General features: G+C 65.4%; 12 protein-coding genes. 3 read left to right on the top strand and 9 right to left on the bottom strand.

The window, feature by feature from the left end:
- Positions 1-101: 101 nt before the first annotated feature.
- Positions 102-680: an elongation factor P gene (gene efp, locus B0E47_RS14815; protein ID WP_077515042.1), complete on the bottom strand. Its 579-nt coding sequence runs from the start codon at positions 678-680 to the stop codon at positions 102-104.
- Positions 681-768: 88 nt separating this feature from the next.
- On the opposite strand from efp, the gene epmB reads away from it, so the two are divergent.
- Positions 769-1779: an EF-P beta-lysylation protein EpmB gene (gene epmB, locus B0E47_RS14820; RefSeq protein ID WP_077515043.1), complete on the top strand. Its 1011-nt coding sequence runs from the start codon at positions 769-771 to the stop codon at positions 1777-1779.
- A 130-nt stretch (positions 1780-1909) separates the two neighbouring features.
- A complete protein-coding gene (locus tag B0E47_RS14825; protein ID WP_077515044.1) occupies positions 1910-3952 on the top strand; it encodes an EAL domain-containing protein in 2043 nt (680 codons plus the stop codon).
- A 74-nt stretch (positions 3953-4026) separates the two neighbouring features.
- Here the strand turns inward: B0E47_RS14825 and rplS are convergent, their stop codons facing one another.
- From rplS to ffh, 5 genes are all read right to left on the bottom strand, one after another.
- Positions 4027-4425 (bottom strand): 50S ribosomal protein L19, encoded by a 399-nt coding sequence (gene rplS, locus B0E47_RS14830; protein WP_077515045.1) that lies wholly within the window; start codon positions 4423-4425, stop codon positions 4027-4029.
- Between the two features lie 51 nt (positions 4426-4476).
- Positions 4477-5235, bottom strand: coding sequence for a tRNA (guanosine(37)-N1)-methyltransferase TrmD (trmD, locus tag B0E47_RS14835; RefSeq protein ID WP_077515046.1), 759 nt, complete (start codon positions 5233-5235; stop codon positions 4477-4479).
- 35 nt (positions 5236-5270) lie between these two features.
- Entirely contained in the window at positions 5271-5792 is a 522-nt protein-coding gene (rimM, locus tag B0E47_RS14840; RefSeq protein ID WP_077515047.1) for a ribosome maturation factor RimM, read from the bottom strand.
- 11 nt (positions 5793-5803) lie between these two features.
- On the bottom strand, positions 5804-6058 hold the full coding sequence (rpsP, locus tag B0E47_RS14845; protein ID WP_077515048.1) for a 30S ribosomal protein S16: 255 nt from the start codon (positions 6056-6058) through the stop codon (positions 5804-5806).
- A gap of 191 nt (positions 6059-6249) precedes the next feature.
- The gene (gene ffh / locus B0E47_RS14850) at positions 6250-7629 is read right to left on the bottom strand and encodes a signal recognition particle protein (RefSeq protein ID WP_077515049.1); all 1380 of its coding nucleotides are present in this window, start codon (positions 7627-7629) and stop codon (positions 6250-6252) included.
- Positions 7630-7725: 96 nt separating this feature from the next.
- Between ffh and ccsA the strand changes: the two genes are divergently transcribed.
- Positions 7726-8526, top strand: coding sequence for a cytochrome c biogenesis protein CcsA (gene ccsA, locus B0E47_RS14855; RefSeq protein WP_077515050.1), 801 nt, complete (start codon positions 7726-7728; stop codon positions 8524-8526).
- 6 nt (positions 8527-8532) lie between these two features.
- Here ccsA and radA read toward each other — a convergent pair whose 3' ends face one another.
- The 3 genes from radA to B0E47_RS14870 form a co-directional block, all read right to left on the bottom strand.
- Positions 8533-9918, bottom strand: a complete 1386-nt coding sequence (radA, locus tag B0E47_RS14860) for a DNA repair protein RadA (protein ID WP_077515051.1) — start codon at positions 9916-9918, stop codon at positions 8533-8535.
- A gap of 87 nt (positions 9919-10005) precedes the next feature.
- Positions 10006-11094 carry an alanine racemase gene (gene alr / locus B0E47_RS14865; protein ID WP_077515052.1) on the bottom strand — a complete coding sequence of 363 codons (1089 nt, stop codon included), beginning with the start codon at positions 11092-11094 and terminating at the stop codon, positions 10006-10008.
- 356 nt (positions 11095-11450) lie between these two features.
- Positions 11451-12845 (bottom strand): replicative DNA helicase, encoded by a 1395-nt coding sequence (locus tag B0E47_RS14870; RefSeq protein ID WP_077515053.1) that lies wholly within the window; start codon positions 12843-12845, stop codon positions 11451-11453.
- Between the last annotated feature and the right edge of the window lie 98 nt (positions 12846-12943).

Below are 12943 nucleotides of genomic sequence, written 5' to 3' on the forward strand. Positions count from 1 at the left end.
CAAAAGGTTTTGCGTGCTTCGCACGAGTACCTCACTGGATCCCTGCCTTCGCAGGGATGACGAACTGGCAAAGGCGCGAGCGAAGCCCGCGCGCCAGTTCGTCACTTGACGCGGCTGTCGTATTCGCCGGTGCGGGTATCGACCTTGATGACTTCGTCCTGGTTCACGAACAGCGGCACGCGCACCACGGCACCGGTTTCCAGCGTGGCCGGCTTGCCGCCGCCGCCCGAGGTGTCGCCGCGCACGCCCGGATCGGTCTCGGCGATCTTCAGCTCGACGAACTTCGGCGGCTGCACGGCGACGATGGCGCCGTTGAACAGGGTGATCACGCACTCTTCCTCACCCTTCAGCCACTTCCAGGCGTCGCCCATCGCGGCCAGCGTCGCCGGCACCATCTCGAAGGTTTCCATGTTCATGAAGTGCCACAGCCGATCCTTGCCGAGGCCATCAATGAAGGAAAGCTGCATGTCGGTGTCGGTGACATCCGCCTCTTCGAACGAGTCGCTGGACTTCAGCGTCTGCTCGGTGGTGCGACCGTCCTTCAGGTTGCGGATGCGGATGCGGGTGAACGCCTGGCCCTTGCCCGGCTTGACGAAGTCCGCTTCGGTGATGACCCAGGGGTCGCCGTTGTGAAGGATCTTCTTGCCCGTTTTGACATCGTTGAGGCCAAGGGTCGCCATGCGCTATCTGCTCCGGAATCGTTTTCGCCCGAGGGGCGGCTAAAATGGGGGTCTGTCACGGGCATCACGGCCCGCTTCAAGGCCAGACATGATAACCGCAAGCCCCCATTCCCGCCTATCGCCCACCGCGCCCGACTGGCGCGACTTGTGGCGGGATGCCATCACCGATGCCGGCGAACTGTTGCAGGCGGTAGGCCTGGGTCACCGCGCCGACCTGCTGCCGGCGGATGACGCCGGCTTTGCCCTGCGCGTTCCCCGCGGCTTCGTGGCGCGGATGCGCCGCAACGACCCGAACGACCCGTTGCTGCTGCAAGTGCTGCCGCAGCGGGCCGAACACGATCACGCCGAGGGCTTCACGGTCGACGCCGTGGGCGACCTGGCGGCCAGGGCCGGGCAAGGCTTCCTGCACAAATACGACGGCCGCGCCTTGCTGATCGCCAGCGGCAGCTGCGCGGTCAACTGCCGCTACTGCTTCCGTCGGCACTTCCCCTACGGCGAGGAGATCGCCGCGGCTGCGCAATGGCGCGATGCGCTGGCCCACCTCAAGGCCGATCCATCCATTCGCGAGCTGATCCTGTCCGGCGGCGACCCGCTGGCCCTGGCCACCCACAAACTGGCGGAGTTGACCCGCGGCCTGGCCGAGCTTCCCCATGTGATTCGCCTGCGCATCCACACCCGCCTGCCGGTGGTGCTGCCCGAACGGATCGACGAGGCCTTCATCAACTGGCTGGACGCGCTTCCCCTGCAGAAAGTGGTGGTGTTGCACGCCAATCATGCCAATGAATTCGACGCCGGCGTGGACGCGGCATGCGCGAGACTGCGCGGGGCCGGCGTCACCTTGCTCAACCAGTCGGTGCTGCTGCACGGCATCAACGACGATGTCGATACACTGGTGGAGCTGTCCGAGCGGATGTTTGCCACCGGCGTGCTGCCCTACTACCTGCATCAACTGGATCGGGTTCAGGGCGCCACCCACTTCGAGGTCGGCGACGGCCTTGCGCTGGAATTGCAGCAGGCCTTGCAGGCGCGCCTGCCAGGCTATCTGGTGCCCAGGTTCGTACGCGAGGTCGCCGGCGATGCCGCCAAACGGCCACTTTGAGCGCGCTCGGCCCTGCCACGGTGCCGCTTGGCTGGCGGCCGGTGGCGGAATCCGCTACAAACACGTATTGCCACCGACCATGTGAATCCCCTCTCACGCCAGTACCGACCCACGGACCACGTCGCACCCCATGAAAAAAGATTTCGTCATCAAGATCCTGTTCGTCGAGAATTCCCTGGAGGAAGCCGAACAGATCATCAGTCTGTTGCGCAACAGCGGTATTGCCGTGCGTCCGGCGCGCGCCACCAACCTCGAGCAGTTGCAGGCAGCGGTGAACGAACTCGAACCCGACGTGGTGATGTTCGACCCGGCGGTCACCAGCCTCAACCTGGGCGAGACGATGAGGGTGCTGGACGCCTACGGCCGCGATTTCGCCCTGATCGGTCTGGTCGGCAACATGGACAACGAACTGGTGGCCGACCTGTTCGTGCATGGCGCCCGCGGCGTCGCCACACGCAGCCACCCGAAACAGCTGATTGCCGTGCTGAAGCGCGAATTCGAGTCGCTGCACACGCGGCGCCAGGTGCGCTGGCTGCACACGGCGCTGCGCGAGACCGAACGCCGCTGCGATGCCTTGCTCGATTCCTCCACCGATGCCATCGCCTATGTCCACGAAGGCATGCACGTGCGCGCCAACCAGGCCTACCTCGACACCTTCGGCTACGACAGTTTCGACGACCTGCTCGGGCTGCCCTTGCTGGACATGATCGATGCGGCGAATGCCGACGAAATGAAGACCTTGCTGAAGGGCCAGGCACACCAGGGCAAGTTTCCCGCCCAGCTCACGCTGCGTGCACGGCGCGCCGACGAGAGCCGCTTCGACGCCACCGTCGAGTTCGCCCCGGCCACGTTCGAAGGCGAACGCTGCCTGCAGATCGTGTTCCGCCGACAGATGATCGACCCGGCCGTGCTGGAACAGCTGCAGCGCGACCCGGTCACCGGCCTGTACAACCGCCAGCACATGCTGGCCTGCGTGGACGACGCCGTGACTGCGGCAGCCAAGGGCAAGAAGGGCCAGTCGTTGCTGCTGATCGAGCCCGACAACTGGGCCTCGCTGGTCAGCGGCATCGGCCTGGGCAAGGCCGACGACTTGCTGGCCGGCTTTGCCGACCGGATCCGCATGTTGCTCGGCGCCGACGATCTTGCCGGCATGCTCGCCGAACACACGCTGGGCGTGGTGCTCGATTCGCGCTCCGACGAGGCGATCCGCGAATGGATCGCCAAACTCCAGCACAGCATCGGCAGCGAGATCTTCGACGCCGGCACGCGCTCGATCACGGTCACCGCCAGCGTCGGCGGCAGCCTGCTCGGCGAGAAGAACGCCAACGCCGAAACCCTGCTCAACCAGGCCAGCCACGCCTTGCGCAGCGCACAGAATCTTGGCGGCAGCCAGGTGGAGCTGCACGATCCGGCCGCGCGCGAGAAGGCCGACGAGGAGCGTGACCGCTACTGGCTGGACCTGCTGCAGCAGGCATTGGCCAACGACGGCCTGGTGCTGTATCACCAGCAGACGATCAGCCTGCAGGATGCCGAAGGCGAGTTCTCGGAAATCCTGCTGCGCATGAATGGCCCGCAGGGCGAGGTACTGCCCGGCTTCTTCATGCCGATCGCCGAGAAGCACAATCTCACCGGCGCGATCGACCGCTGGGTGATCGACCAGGCCATCCGCGTGCTGAAGGCGCGTGAGGCGCAGGCGCAGCCGACCACGTTCTTCATCAAGCTCACCGCAGCCTCGCTGCAGGACGACACGCTGGTGCCATGGCTGGCCGAACGGCTGGGTGCGGCCAGGTTGAAGCATGGCCATCTGGTGCTCGAAATGACCGAGAGCAAGGTGATGACCCTGTTGCGTCCGGCCCAGGAATTCGTCAACGCGTGGAAGAAGCTCGGCGGCAGTTTTGCGCTGGAGCAGTTCGGCTCCGGCCTGAACTCGTTCCAGTTGCTCAATCACATCAACGCGGACTACCTCAAGATCGACCGCAGCCACATGGCCGATCTGCCGCAACACCCGGACAGCCAGAAGAAGGTGGCCGAAATCTGCCAGCAGGCGCACGACATGAAGCGGCAAACCATCGCCGAATGGGTCGAGGATGCCACCAGCACGTCGCTGCTGTTCGCCTGCGGCGTGGACTTCGTGCAGGGCAACTTCCTGCAGGTGCCGCAACGGCTCGAATGAACCCTCGCGTCAATGAACAGCAAAAAGCCCGCGGATCGCTCCGCGGGCTTTTTTCACCTTGCTGCCGAGTGGACTTACTCGGCGCTGGCGGCGGCAGCCTTCGCGCCCGCCTTGGCGGCCGCAGCGGCGGCGATGTCTTCCTTGATGCGGGCGGCCTTGCCTTCCAGGCCACGCAGGTAATACAGCTTGGCGCCGCGCACCTTGCCCTTGCGCTTCACCGTCAGCGAATCGATCGCCTGGCTGTGCGCCTGGAACACGCGCTCCACGCCGGTGCCGTGCGAAATCTTGCGCACCGTGAAGGCCGAATGCAGGCCGCGGCTGCGCTTGGCGATGACGATACCCTCGAACGCCTGCACGCGCTCGCGGTTGCCTTCCTTCACCTTGACGTTGACCACCACGGTGTCGCCGGGGCCGAAGTCCGGCAACTGGCGGGTGATCTGCTCGGATTCGAACTGTTCAATGATCTTGTTCATGGCGCACCTGTTCGGTTCACTTAAATTGCTATCTATCAAGGGCTGCGGCCGTCACTCGACCGCATCGTCTTGCCGCATGTGTTCGCGGCGGAATTCATCCAGCAATGCACGGGACCTGGCATCCAGTACACACTGTGACAACAGCTCCGGGCGGCGCAACCAGGTTCGTCCCAGCGATTGCTTGAGGCGCCAGCGGGCGATCGCCGCATGGTCACCGGACAGCAACACCTCCGGTACATCACCCAGCGCGTCATGCACCGGTTTTCCATAATGCGGACAATCCAGCAGGCCATCCGAGAATGAATCCTGCTCGGCCGACTGCGCGTCGTTCAACGCACCGTCCTGCAAGCGTCCCACCGCGTCGATGATCACCGCAGCAGCCAGCTCACCACCGGACAGCACATAATCGCCGATGGAAAGCTCCTCGTCGACCTCGTGCGCCAGCAGACGCTCGTCCACACCTTCGTAACGTCCGCAAAGCAGGCCAATGCGCGGCAACTTCGCCAGCGCTTCCACCCTGCCCTGCGTCAGCCGCGCTCCCTGCGGACTGAGATAAATCAGATGCACCGGTTCCGGTGCAGCGTCACGCATGGCCGCCAGGGTCGTGCGCAACGGTTCAATCATCATCACCATGCCGGGACCGCCGCCATACGAGCTGCTGTCCACGCTGCGGTGTTTGTCGGTGGCGTAGTCGCGCGGATTCCAGGCTTCCACCTGCAGCAACTCGCGTTGCTGCGCGCGTCCCACGACACCAACGGCAGCACTCTGACGCACGAAGTCGGGAAACAGGCTGACGACATCGATGCGCATGAACCCTCAACCCTTTGTCGCGATGCGATGCAACGTCAGAATTCGGGATCCCAGTCCACCACCATGCGCCCTGCGGACAAGTCCACCGAACGCACATACGAACCCTGGATGAAAGGAATCAGCCGCTCGCGCTCGCCATCCCTCACTACCACGACGTCGTTGGCACCGGTGGCGAACAGGTGACTGACCCGCCCCAGCTTCACGTCTTCCGTGGTGACAACCTCGACTCCTTCGAGATCGACCCAGTAATACTCATCTTTCGCGGGAGGCGGCAACTGCTCACGGGCGACATGGATGTCGGTACCGATCAACGCCGCTGCCTGTTCCCGGTCGTCCACTCCCGGCAGTTGGGCCACCATGCCCTTGCCCTGCGTACGACCTTTCACACCCGAGATCTCCCTCTCCTCGCCGGGCGCTGCACCGAGCAGCCACGGCTGGTAGTCGAAGATCCGCATGCGCGGCTCGGCCCAGGATTCGATCTTGAGCCAGCCCTGCACACCGTACAGCCCGACGATGCGTCCGATCAGGACGCGCCGACTGGCTGCAGCGGCACTCATAAGTACCGTACTCAGGCAGCCTGCTGCTTGCCGGCTTCCTTGACCAGGGCGGCGACCTTGTCGGTCAGCTGGGCACCCTTGCCCACCCACTCCTGCACGCGCGCCACGTTCAGCTCAAGGCGCTTGTCCTTGCCCGACGCGACCGGATTGTAATAACCGACGTTCTCGATGTTGCGGCCGTCGCGCTTGCTGCGCTGATCGGTCACGACGACGTGGTAGAACGGACGGCCCTTGGCGCCACCGCGCGAAAGACGAATCTTGACCATGGTAGAACTCCAGAATTGCCGAATGAGCGGCAGGCACACGAGAGTCGTGCGCGGTAAACGGGGCATTTTAGCGGGTTTTCGTCAAAATGGAAGGGCTGGGAAGCAGAAGTGAGGGAAGAGGAGTGAGGAGTGAGGGAGGGCGTTTCGCTTTTCTCTATCTCCTCACTCCTCTTCCCTCACTTCTCGCTCATTCAGCGCATCGGCGGCAAACCGCCCATGCTGCCCATGCCCTTCATGGCGCCACGCATCTGCCTCATCAAACCCTTGCTGCCGCCCTTGCCCAGCTTGGACATCATCTTTTCCATCTGCATGTACTGCTTCAGCACGCGATTGACGTCGGCCGGCTGGGTGCCCGAGCCGCGGGCCACGCGGGCACGCCGCGAGCCGTTCAGCAGATCCGGGTGACGGCGCTCTTTCTTGGTCATCGAATTGATGATCGCGATCATCTTGTTCATTTCGCCATCATTGACCTTCGACTTGACGCTGTCCGGCAGGCCCGACACACCGGGCAGCTTGTCCATCAGGCCGGCCAGGCCGCCCATGCTGTTCATCTGTTCCAGCTGATCCTTCATGTCGTTCAGGTCGAAGCGCTTGCCCTTCATCACCTTCTGGGCCAGCTTCTGCGCCTTGTCCTGGTCGACCTTGCGCTCGACTTCCTCGACCAGCGACAACACATCGCCCATGCCGAGGATGCGCTGGGCCAGGCGATCCGGGTGGAACGGTTCCAGCGCGTCGCTCTTCTCGCCCGCACCGAGGAACTTGATCGGCTTGCCGGTGACGTAGCGCACCGACAGCGCCGCGCCGCCGCGGGCGTCGCCATCGGTCTTGGTCAGGATCACGCCGGTCAGCGGCAGCGCCTCGTTGAACGCCTTGGCGGTGTTGGCCGCGTCCTGGCCGGTCATCGAGTCGACCACGAACAGGGTTTCGACCGGCGTGATCGCGGCATGCAGGGCCTTGATTTCGGCCATCATCGCCTCGTCCACGTGCAGGCGGCCGGCGGTGTCGACGATCAGCACGTCGACCACTTCGCGCCGCGCGGCCGCGATGGCGTCCTTCGCGATGCGCACCGGATCCTGCCCTGCCTCGGACGGGAAGAACTTCACCCCGACCTGCTCGGCCAGCGTGCGCAACTGCTCGATCGCTGCCGGACGATAGACGTCGCAGCTGACCACCATCACCTTTTTCTTCTTGCGCTCGGTCAGCAGGCGCGCCAGCTTGGCCACCGTGGTGGTCTTGCCGGCGCCCTGCAGGCCTGCCATCAGCACCACGGCGGGTGGCGTCTGGGCCAGATTCAGCTCGGTGTTGGCCGTACCCATCACCACGGTCAGCTCGTCGCTGACCACCTTCACCAGCGCCTGGCCCGGCGACAGGCTCTTCAGCACATCCTGACCGACCGCACGCACCTTGATCCGCTGGATCAGCGCCTGCACCACCGGCAGCGCCACGTCCGCCTCCAGCAACGCGATGCGCACCTCACGCAGGGCTTCGCGGATGTTTTCCTCGGTCAGCCGGCCGCGGCCGCGCAGGCGATTGACAGTGGTGGATAGGCGTTGGCTGAGCGACTCGAACATGACGGAACCGGCAAACGGGAAAGTGTTCGATTATAGCGGACGGATCGACCTGCTTCGCATGCACGCCGGGCAGGGGCTGTGCGACACTTCCACGCCATGTCACTCATCCTGCCTTCCATCCTCGCCATCGTGCTGTACGTCGGTGCCGCCGCCTTGCTGGCGGCGCCCCTGACGGGTTGTCCGCGCACGCCGCGACGTCTCGGCCTCGTTACCGCGACCGCGGCGGTATTGCTGCATGCCGGCGTGCTGCTGGGCGCGCACGGCGGTCGGGTTGACCTGCATTTCTTCGCGGCGCTGTCGCTGGTCGCCTGCGTGGTTGCTGCCTTGACCCTGCTGGTGAACCTGTCGCGGCCGGTCGCCGGACTTGGCGTGATCGTGTTTCCGCTGGCCGCGCTGCTGCTGGCGCTGGATGTCTTCCTGGCGCCGCCGACGACGCCCACCCCGATCGACTGGCAGATCAAGCTGCATGTGGTGATCGCCCTGCTCGCCTACAGCCTGCTGTCGATTGCCGCCGTGCTGGCACTGCTGCTGGCAGTGCAGGAACGCGCGCTGCGCTCGCGCCGACCGGGAATACTCGTTCGCGCACTGCCACCGCTGACCCAGACCGAAGCCTTGCTGTTCCGCCTGATCGGCGCCGGTTTCGCCCTGCTCACCCTGACCCTGCTGAGCGGCCTGCTGTTCATTGCCAATATCCGGGCGCAGCACCTGATCCACACCACCGTGCTGAGCATCGTGGCGTGGCTGATCTTCGGCGCGCTGTTGTGGGGTCGCTGGCGTCACGGCTGGCGCGGGCGCAGCGCGGTCAACCTCACCCTGATCGGGATGGCGATGCTGGTGCTGGCGTTCTTCGGCTCGAAGTTCGTGCTGGAAGTGATCCTGCATCGCACGATGGGCTGAATACGCTCAGCGACAGGCGTCGATCGCCTCGCTCAGGCGTTCCACCCCGACCACCTCCATCTCGCCGACCTTGCCCTTCTTCGGCGCATTCGCCTTCGGCACGATCGCACGGCGGAAACCGTGATGGGCAGCCTCCTTCAGGCGTTCCTCGCCGTTTGGCACCGGGCGGATCTCGCCGGACAAACCCACTTCGCCGAAGGTGACCATGTGCTCCGGCAGCGGCCGGTCGCGCAAGCTGGACAACACCGCCAGCAACACCGGCAGGTCGGCCGCGGTCTCCTGCACGCGGATGCCGCCGACCACGTTGACGAACACGTCCTGGTCGTAGGCGGCCACACCGCCGTGCCGATGCAGCACGGCCAGCAGCATGGCGAGGCGGTTCTGTTCCAGCCCCAGGGTGACCCGGCGCGGATTGCCCAGTGACGACTGGTCGACCAGCGCCTGCACCTCGACCAGCAGCGGGCGTGTGCCTTCGCGGGTGACCATCACCGCGCTGCCCGAAGTCGGGCCCGAGTGCGACGAAAGGAAGATCGCCGACGGATTCGGCACCTCGCGCAGGCCCTTGTCCGACATCGCGAACACGCCCAGTTCGTTGACCGCGCCGAAGCGGTTCTTGAACGCGCGCAGCACGCGGAACCGGCTGCCCGACTCGCCCTCGAAATACAGCACCGCATCGACCATGTGCTCAAGCACGCGCGGGCCGGCGATGCCGCCCTCCTTGGTGACGTGGCCGACCAGGAATACCGCCGTGCCGGTCTCCTTGGCGAAGCGGGTGAGCTTGGCCGCCGACTCACGCACCTGCGACACCGAGCCCGGCGCCGCGGTGAGCAGCTCGGTCCAGATCGTCTGGATCGAGTCGATCACCAGTACCTTCGGTCGGGTCGCCATCGCCTGTTCGAGGATGCGCTCGATGCAGGTTTCCGCCAGCGCCTGCAGCGGTTCCAGCGGCAAACCCAGGCGCTGCGCCCGCGCCGCCACCTGCGCCAGCGACTCCTCGCCGGTGACGTACACGCTGGGCAGTTGCAGGCCCAGGGTACCCAGCACCTGCAACAGCAGGGTCGACTTGCCGATACCCGGATCGCCGCCGATCAGCACGACCGAACCCTGCACCAGGCCACCGCCGAGCACGCGATCCAGTTCGCCAATGCCGGTCAACGTACGCGCCTCGCTGGTCAGCATCACCTCAGTCAGCGGCGTGATCTTCGGCGACCCGGCGGCGGCGCCGGCATAACTGGAGCGCTGCGCCCCCACCGACGATTTCCCCGCCGTGGCCGGCTCCAGCACGATCGCGCTGAGCGTGTTCCACACGCCGCACTCGATGCACTGGCCCTGCCACTTGCTGTGCTCGGCGCCGCACTCGGTGCAGACATAGGCGGTCTTGGCTTTGGCCATGGGAAGTTCCGGATCAGGAATCTGGGAAAGGGGCAGCTTAGCCCGGGTGAATCGCAGGCGGCGAGACGTCGCGGCCCCGAGGAGCTGTCAGCTTTCGTCTTCCACGAACAGCACGCGGCGCGTCATGCCGCAGGTGAGGTCGTAGGAAATCGTGGCCGCCTGCGCCGCGACGGCCTCGACCGGCAGTTCAGGCCCCCACAGCACCACGCGCTCGCCGATCCTAGCGTTGGGTGCGTCGCGCAGGTCGAGCGTGATCAGGTCCATCGACACGCGCCCGATCAGCGGCACGCGCTGCTCGCCGACCAGTACCGGCGTGCCGGCCATCGCGCTGCGCGGGTAGCCATCGCCATAACCTATCGCAGCGACGCCGACCGGCATCTCCTCGGGGCAGGTCCAGGTGCCGTTGTAGCCGATCCGTTCGCCCTTGCCGATGCGGTTGATCGCGATCAGCCGCGTGCTCAGGGTCATCGCCGGACGAAAGCCGAAATCGGCACCACTCCTGCCCTCGACCACCGACAGGCCGTAAAGCAGACCGCCGGTGCGCACCCAGTCGCCACGGGCATCGGGCCAACCCAGCACGGCGGCGGAGTTGGACAGCGAGCGCGGTCCAGCAATACCTGCAGTGACCGCGGCGAAACAGGCGATCTGCGCCGGCGTCTGCACACCGTCGAACACCTCCGAATCGGAGAAGTGGGTGAGCAGGCCGATCTCGGGATCGACACCCGGCATGGCGACCAGTCGCGCATGCACCGCAGCCACCCGTTCCGGCACGAAGCCGAGCCGATGCATGCCACTGTCGATCTTCAGCCAGACCCGCAGCAGGCCACGCCCGGGTGTGGCCTGCGCCAGCCACTCCAACTGCGCCTCATGGTGGACGGCCGCATCCAGTTGCAGGCGCTGCATCTCGGCGATGTCGTGTGCATCGTCCGGGCCGGACAACACCACGATCCGCTGCCGATGCCCCGCCGCGCGCAGGCGCAGGCCATCGCCCAGCGCCGCCACCGCGAACGCCTCGGCCTCGGTATCCAGCGCGCGCGCCACCCGCTCCAGCCCATGCCCGTAGGCATCGGCCTTGACCACCGCCATCACCTTCGCCGGCGCCGCCAGCGCTTTCAGCCGCGCCAGGTTGTGGCGCAGGGCGGCAAGGTGGATGGTGGCGACGGTGGCGCGGCTCATGGTTGCCAGGAATCCCGCAAGAGGATTTGGTCGGGAATCGGGAATCGGGATTGGTCAGGAGCGGAAGCACCACGAGCACGCAGGCTCGAACGACTCCCCGTTCTCCATTCCCCAAACGGGTTGGCGTCGAAGCTCAGCCGGGATAGCCCTACTCCCTTCGGGAGAAGAGCCTGCCCCGGACTTGATCCGGGGTGGCGCGAAGCGACGGATGAGGGTACGGGCGAAGCGTGAAGCAGCAAGGTCGAACGCTGCCACATTGGGCTCCGCCCTAACCCTCTCCCCAATCCCTCTCCCGCCGGGAGAGGGGCTTCTGACGGCTGAGTTTCGACGCTGATCAAGCTTCCCATTCCTGGCTCTCAGTCAAACCCGCCAACAAACGAATCCGGCGCGTAGTTCACGAACTTCGTGTAGTGGCCGATGAAGGTCAGCTTGCAGGTGTCGGTGGGACCGTTGCGCTGCTTGCCGATGATGATTTCGGCGATGCCCTTGTCGGCCGATTCCTTGTTGTAGTACTCGTCGCGGTAGATGAACATGATCACGTCGGCGTCCTGTTCGATCGCGCCGGATTCGCGTAGGTCGGACATCATCGGGCGCTTGTCGGCACGCTGTTCCAGCGAGCGGTTCAGCTGCGACAGGGCGACCACCGGCACGTTCAGCTCCTTGGCGAGTCCCTTCAGTGAACGCGAGATTTCCGAAATTTCGGTGGCCCGATTCTCCGTGTTTCCGGGCACCTGCATCAGCTGCAGGTAGTCGATCACGATCAGGCCGAGACCACCGTGCTCGCGATGCAGCCGCCGCGCGCGGGAACGCAGCTCCACCGGCGACAGGCTGGGCGTGTCGTCGATGAAGATCCTGGCGTCCGAAAGCAGCGCGATCGCGTTGGAGACGCGCGGCCAGTCCTCCTCTTCCAGCGTGCCGTTGCGCAGGTGCTGCTGGTGGATGCGTCCGACCGAGGAGATCAGACGGAACGCCAGCTGCGAGGAGGACATTTCCATCGAGAACACCACCACCGCCTTCCTGCCGCCCAGCGCGGCGGTCTCGGCGATATTCAGCGCGAAGGCGGTCTTGCCCATCGACGGGCGCGCCGCCACGATGATCAGGTCCGCGGGCTGCAGGCCGGAGGTGAGTTCGTCCAGGTCGGTGAACCCGGTGCTGACGCCGGTGAGCTGGCCACGGTTCTGGTAGCGCTCGGTCAGCAGCTTGAACGCATCCTTGACCGCCTCGCGCATCGAGACCGAGTCCTTCTTGCCGCGCGCGCCCGACTCGGCAATGTGGAACACGCGCTGCTCGGCGTTCTCCAGCACCTCGTGCACGCTCTTGCCTTCCGGCCGATAACCATCCTCGGTGATCGAGGTACCGGCATCGATCAGCTGGCGCAGCACGGATTTCTCGCGCACGATCTCGGCATAGGCCGCGATGTTCGCCGCACTCGGCGTACTGTTGGCCAGTTCGATCAGGTAGCCGGCGCCGCCGACCATTTCGGCCAGGCCATTGCTTTCGAACCAGTCGCCCAGGGTGACCGCATCGCACGGCATGCCCTTGTTCGCCAGCTCGTTGATCGCGCGCCAGATCAGGCGGTGATCCTTGCGGTAGAAATCGTCCTCGGCCAGTCGATCGGCCACCTTGTCCAGCGCATCCGGCGCCAGCATCAAACCACCCAGCACCGCCTGCTCGGCATCGATGGAATGCGGCGGCACCCGCAGCGCCTCGATCGCCGACGAGGGGGATTTGCGTTCGGGCACGAAGGACATCGACTTACCTCGGAAGAATTGCCCCACGAACGACACGCAACGCGCCGACTCCTCGTGGGTGGTCATACCGGCACCATCATGCGCGGCGGCGTCTCACC

The organism is Rhodanobacter sp. B05 (genome assembly GCF_002001085.1).
In the GTDB taxonomy this organism is placed as follows: domain Bacteria; phylum Pseudomonadota; class Gammaproteobacteria; order Xanthomonadales; family Rhodanobacteraceae; genus Rhodanobacter.

Excerpts from the sequence above, each read along its gene's own strand:
- B0E47_RS14825 (WP_077515044.1), top strand. The coding sequence starts at position 1,910 with ATGAAAAAAGATTTCGTCATCAAGATCCTGTTCGTCGAGAATTCCCTG.
- trmD (WP_077515046.1), bottom strand. The coding sequence starts at position 5,235 with ATGCGCATCGATGTCGTCAGCCTGTTTCCCGACTTCGTGCGTCAGAGT.
- epmB (WP_077515043.1), top strand. The coding sequence starts at position 769 with ATGATAACCGCAAGCCCCCATTCCCGCCTATCGCCCACCGCGCCCGAC.
- rimM (WP_077515047.1), bottom strand. The coding sequence starts at position 5,792 with ATGAGTGCCGCTGCAGCCAGTCGGCGCGTCCTGATCGGACGCATCGTC.
- rplS (WP_077515045.1), bottom strand. The coding sequence starts at position 4,425 with ATGAACAAGATCATTGAACAGTTCGAATCCGAGCAGATCACCCGCCAG.
- alr (WP_077515052.1), bottom strand. The coding sequence starts at position 11,094 with ATGAGCCGCGCCACCGTCGCCACCATCCACCTTGCCGCCCTGCGCCAC.
- ffh (WP_077515049.1), bottom strand. The coding sequence starts at position 7,629 with ATGTTCGAGTCGCTCAGCCAACGCCTATCCACCACTGTCAATCGCCTG.
- B0E47_RS14870 (WP_077515053.1), bottom strand. The coding sequence starts at position 12,845 with ATGTCCTTCGTGCCCGAACGCAAATCCCCCTCGTCGGCGATCGAGGCG.
- rpsP (WP_077515048.1), bottom strand. The coding sequence starts at position 6,058 with ATGGTCAAGATTCGTCTTTCGCGCGGTGGCGCCAAGGGCCGTCCGTTC.
- radA (WP_077515051.1), bottom strand. The coding sequence starts at position 9,918 with ATGGCCAAAGCCAAGACCGCCTATGTCTGCACCGAGTGCGGCGCCGAG.
- ccsA (WP_077515050.1), top strand. The coding sequence starts at position 7,726 with ATGTCACTCATCCTGCCTTCCATCCTCGCCATCGTGCTGTACGTCGGT.
- efp (WP_077515042.1), bottom strand. The coding sequence starts at position 680 with ATGGCGACCCTTGGCCTCAACGATGTCAAAACGGGCAAGAAGATCCTT.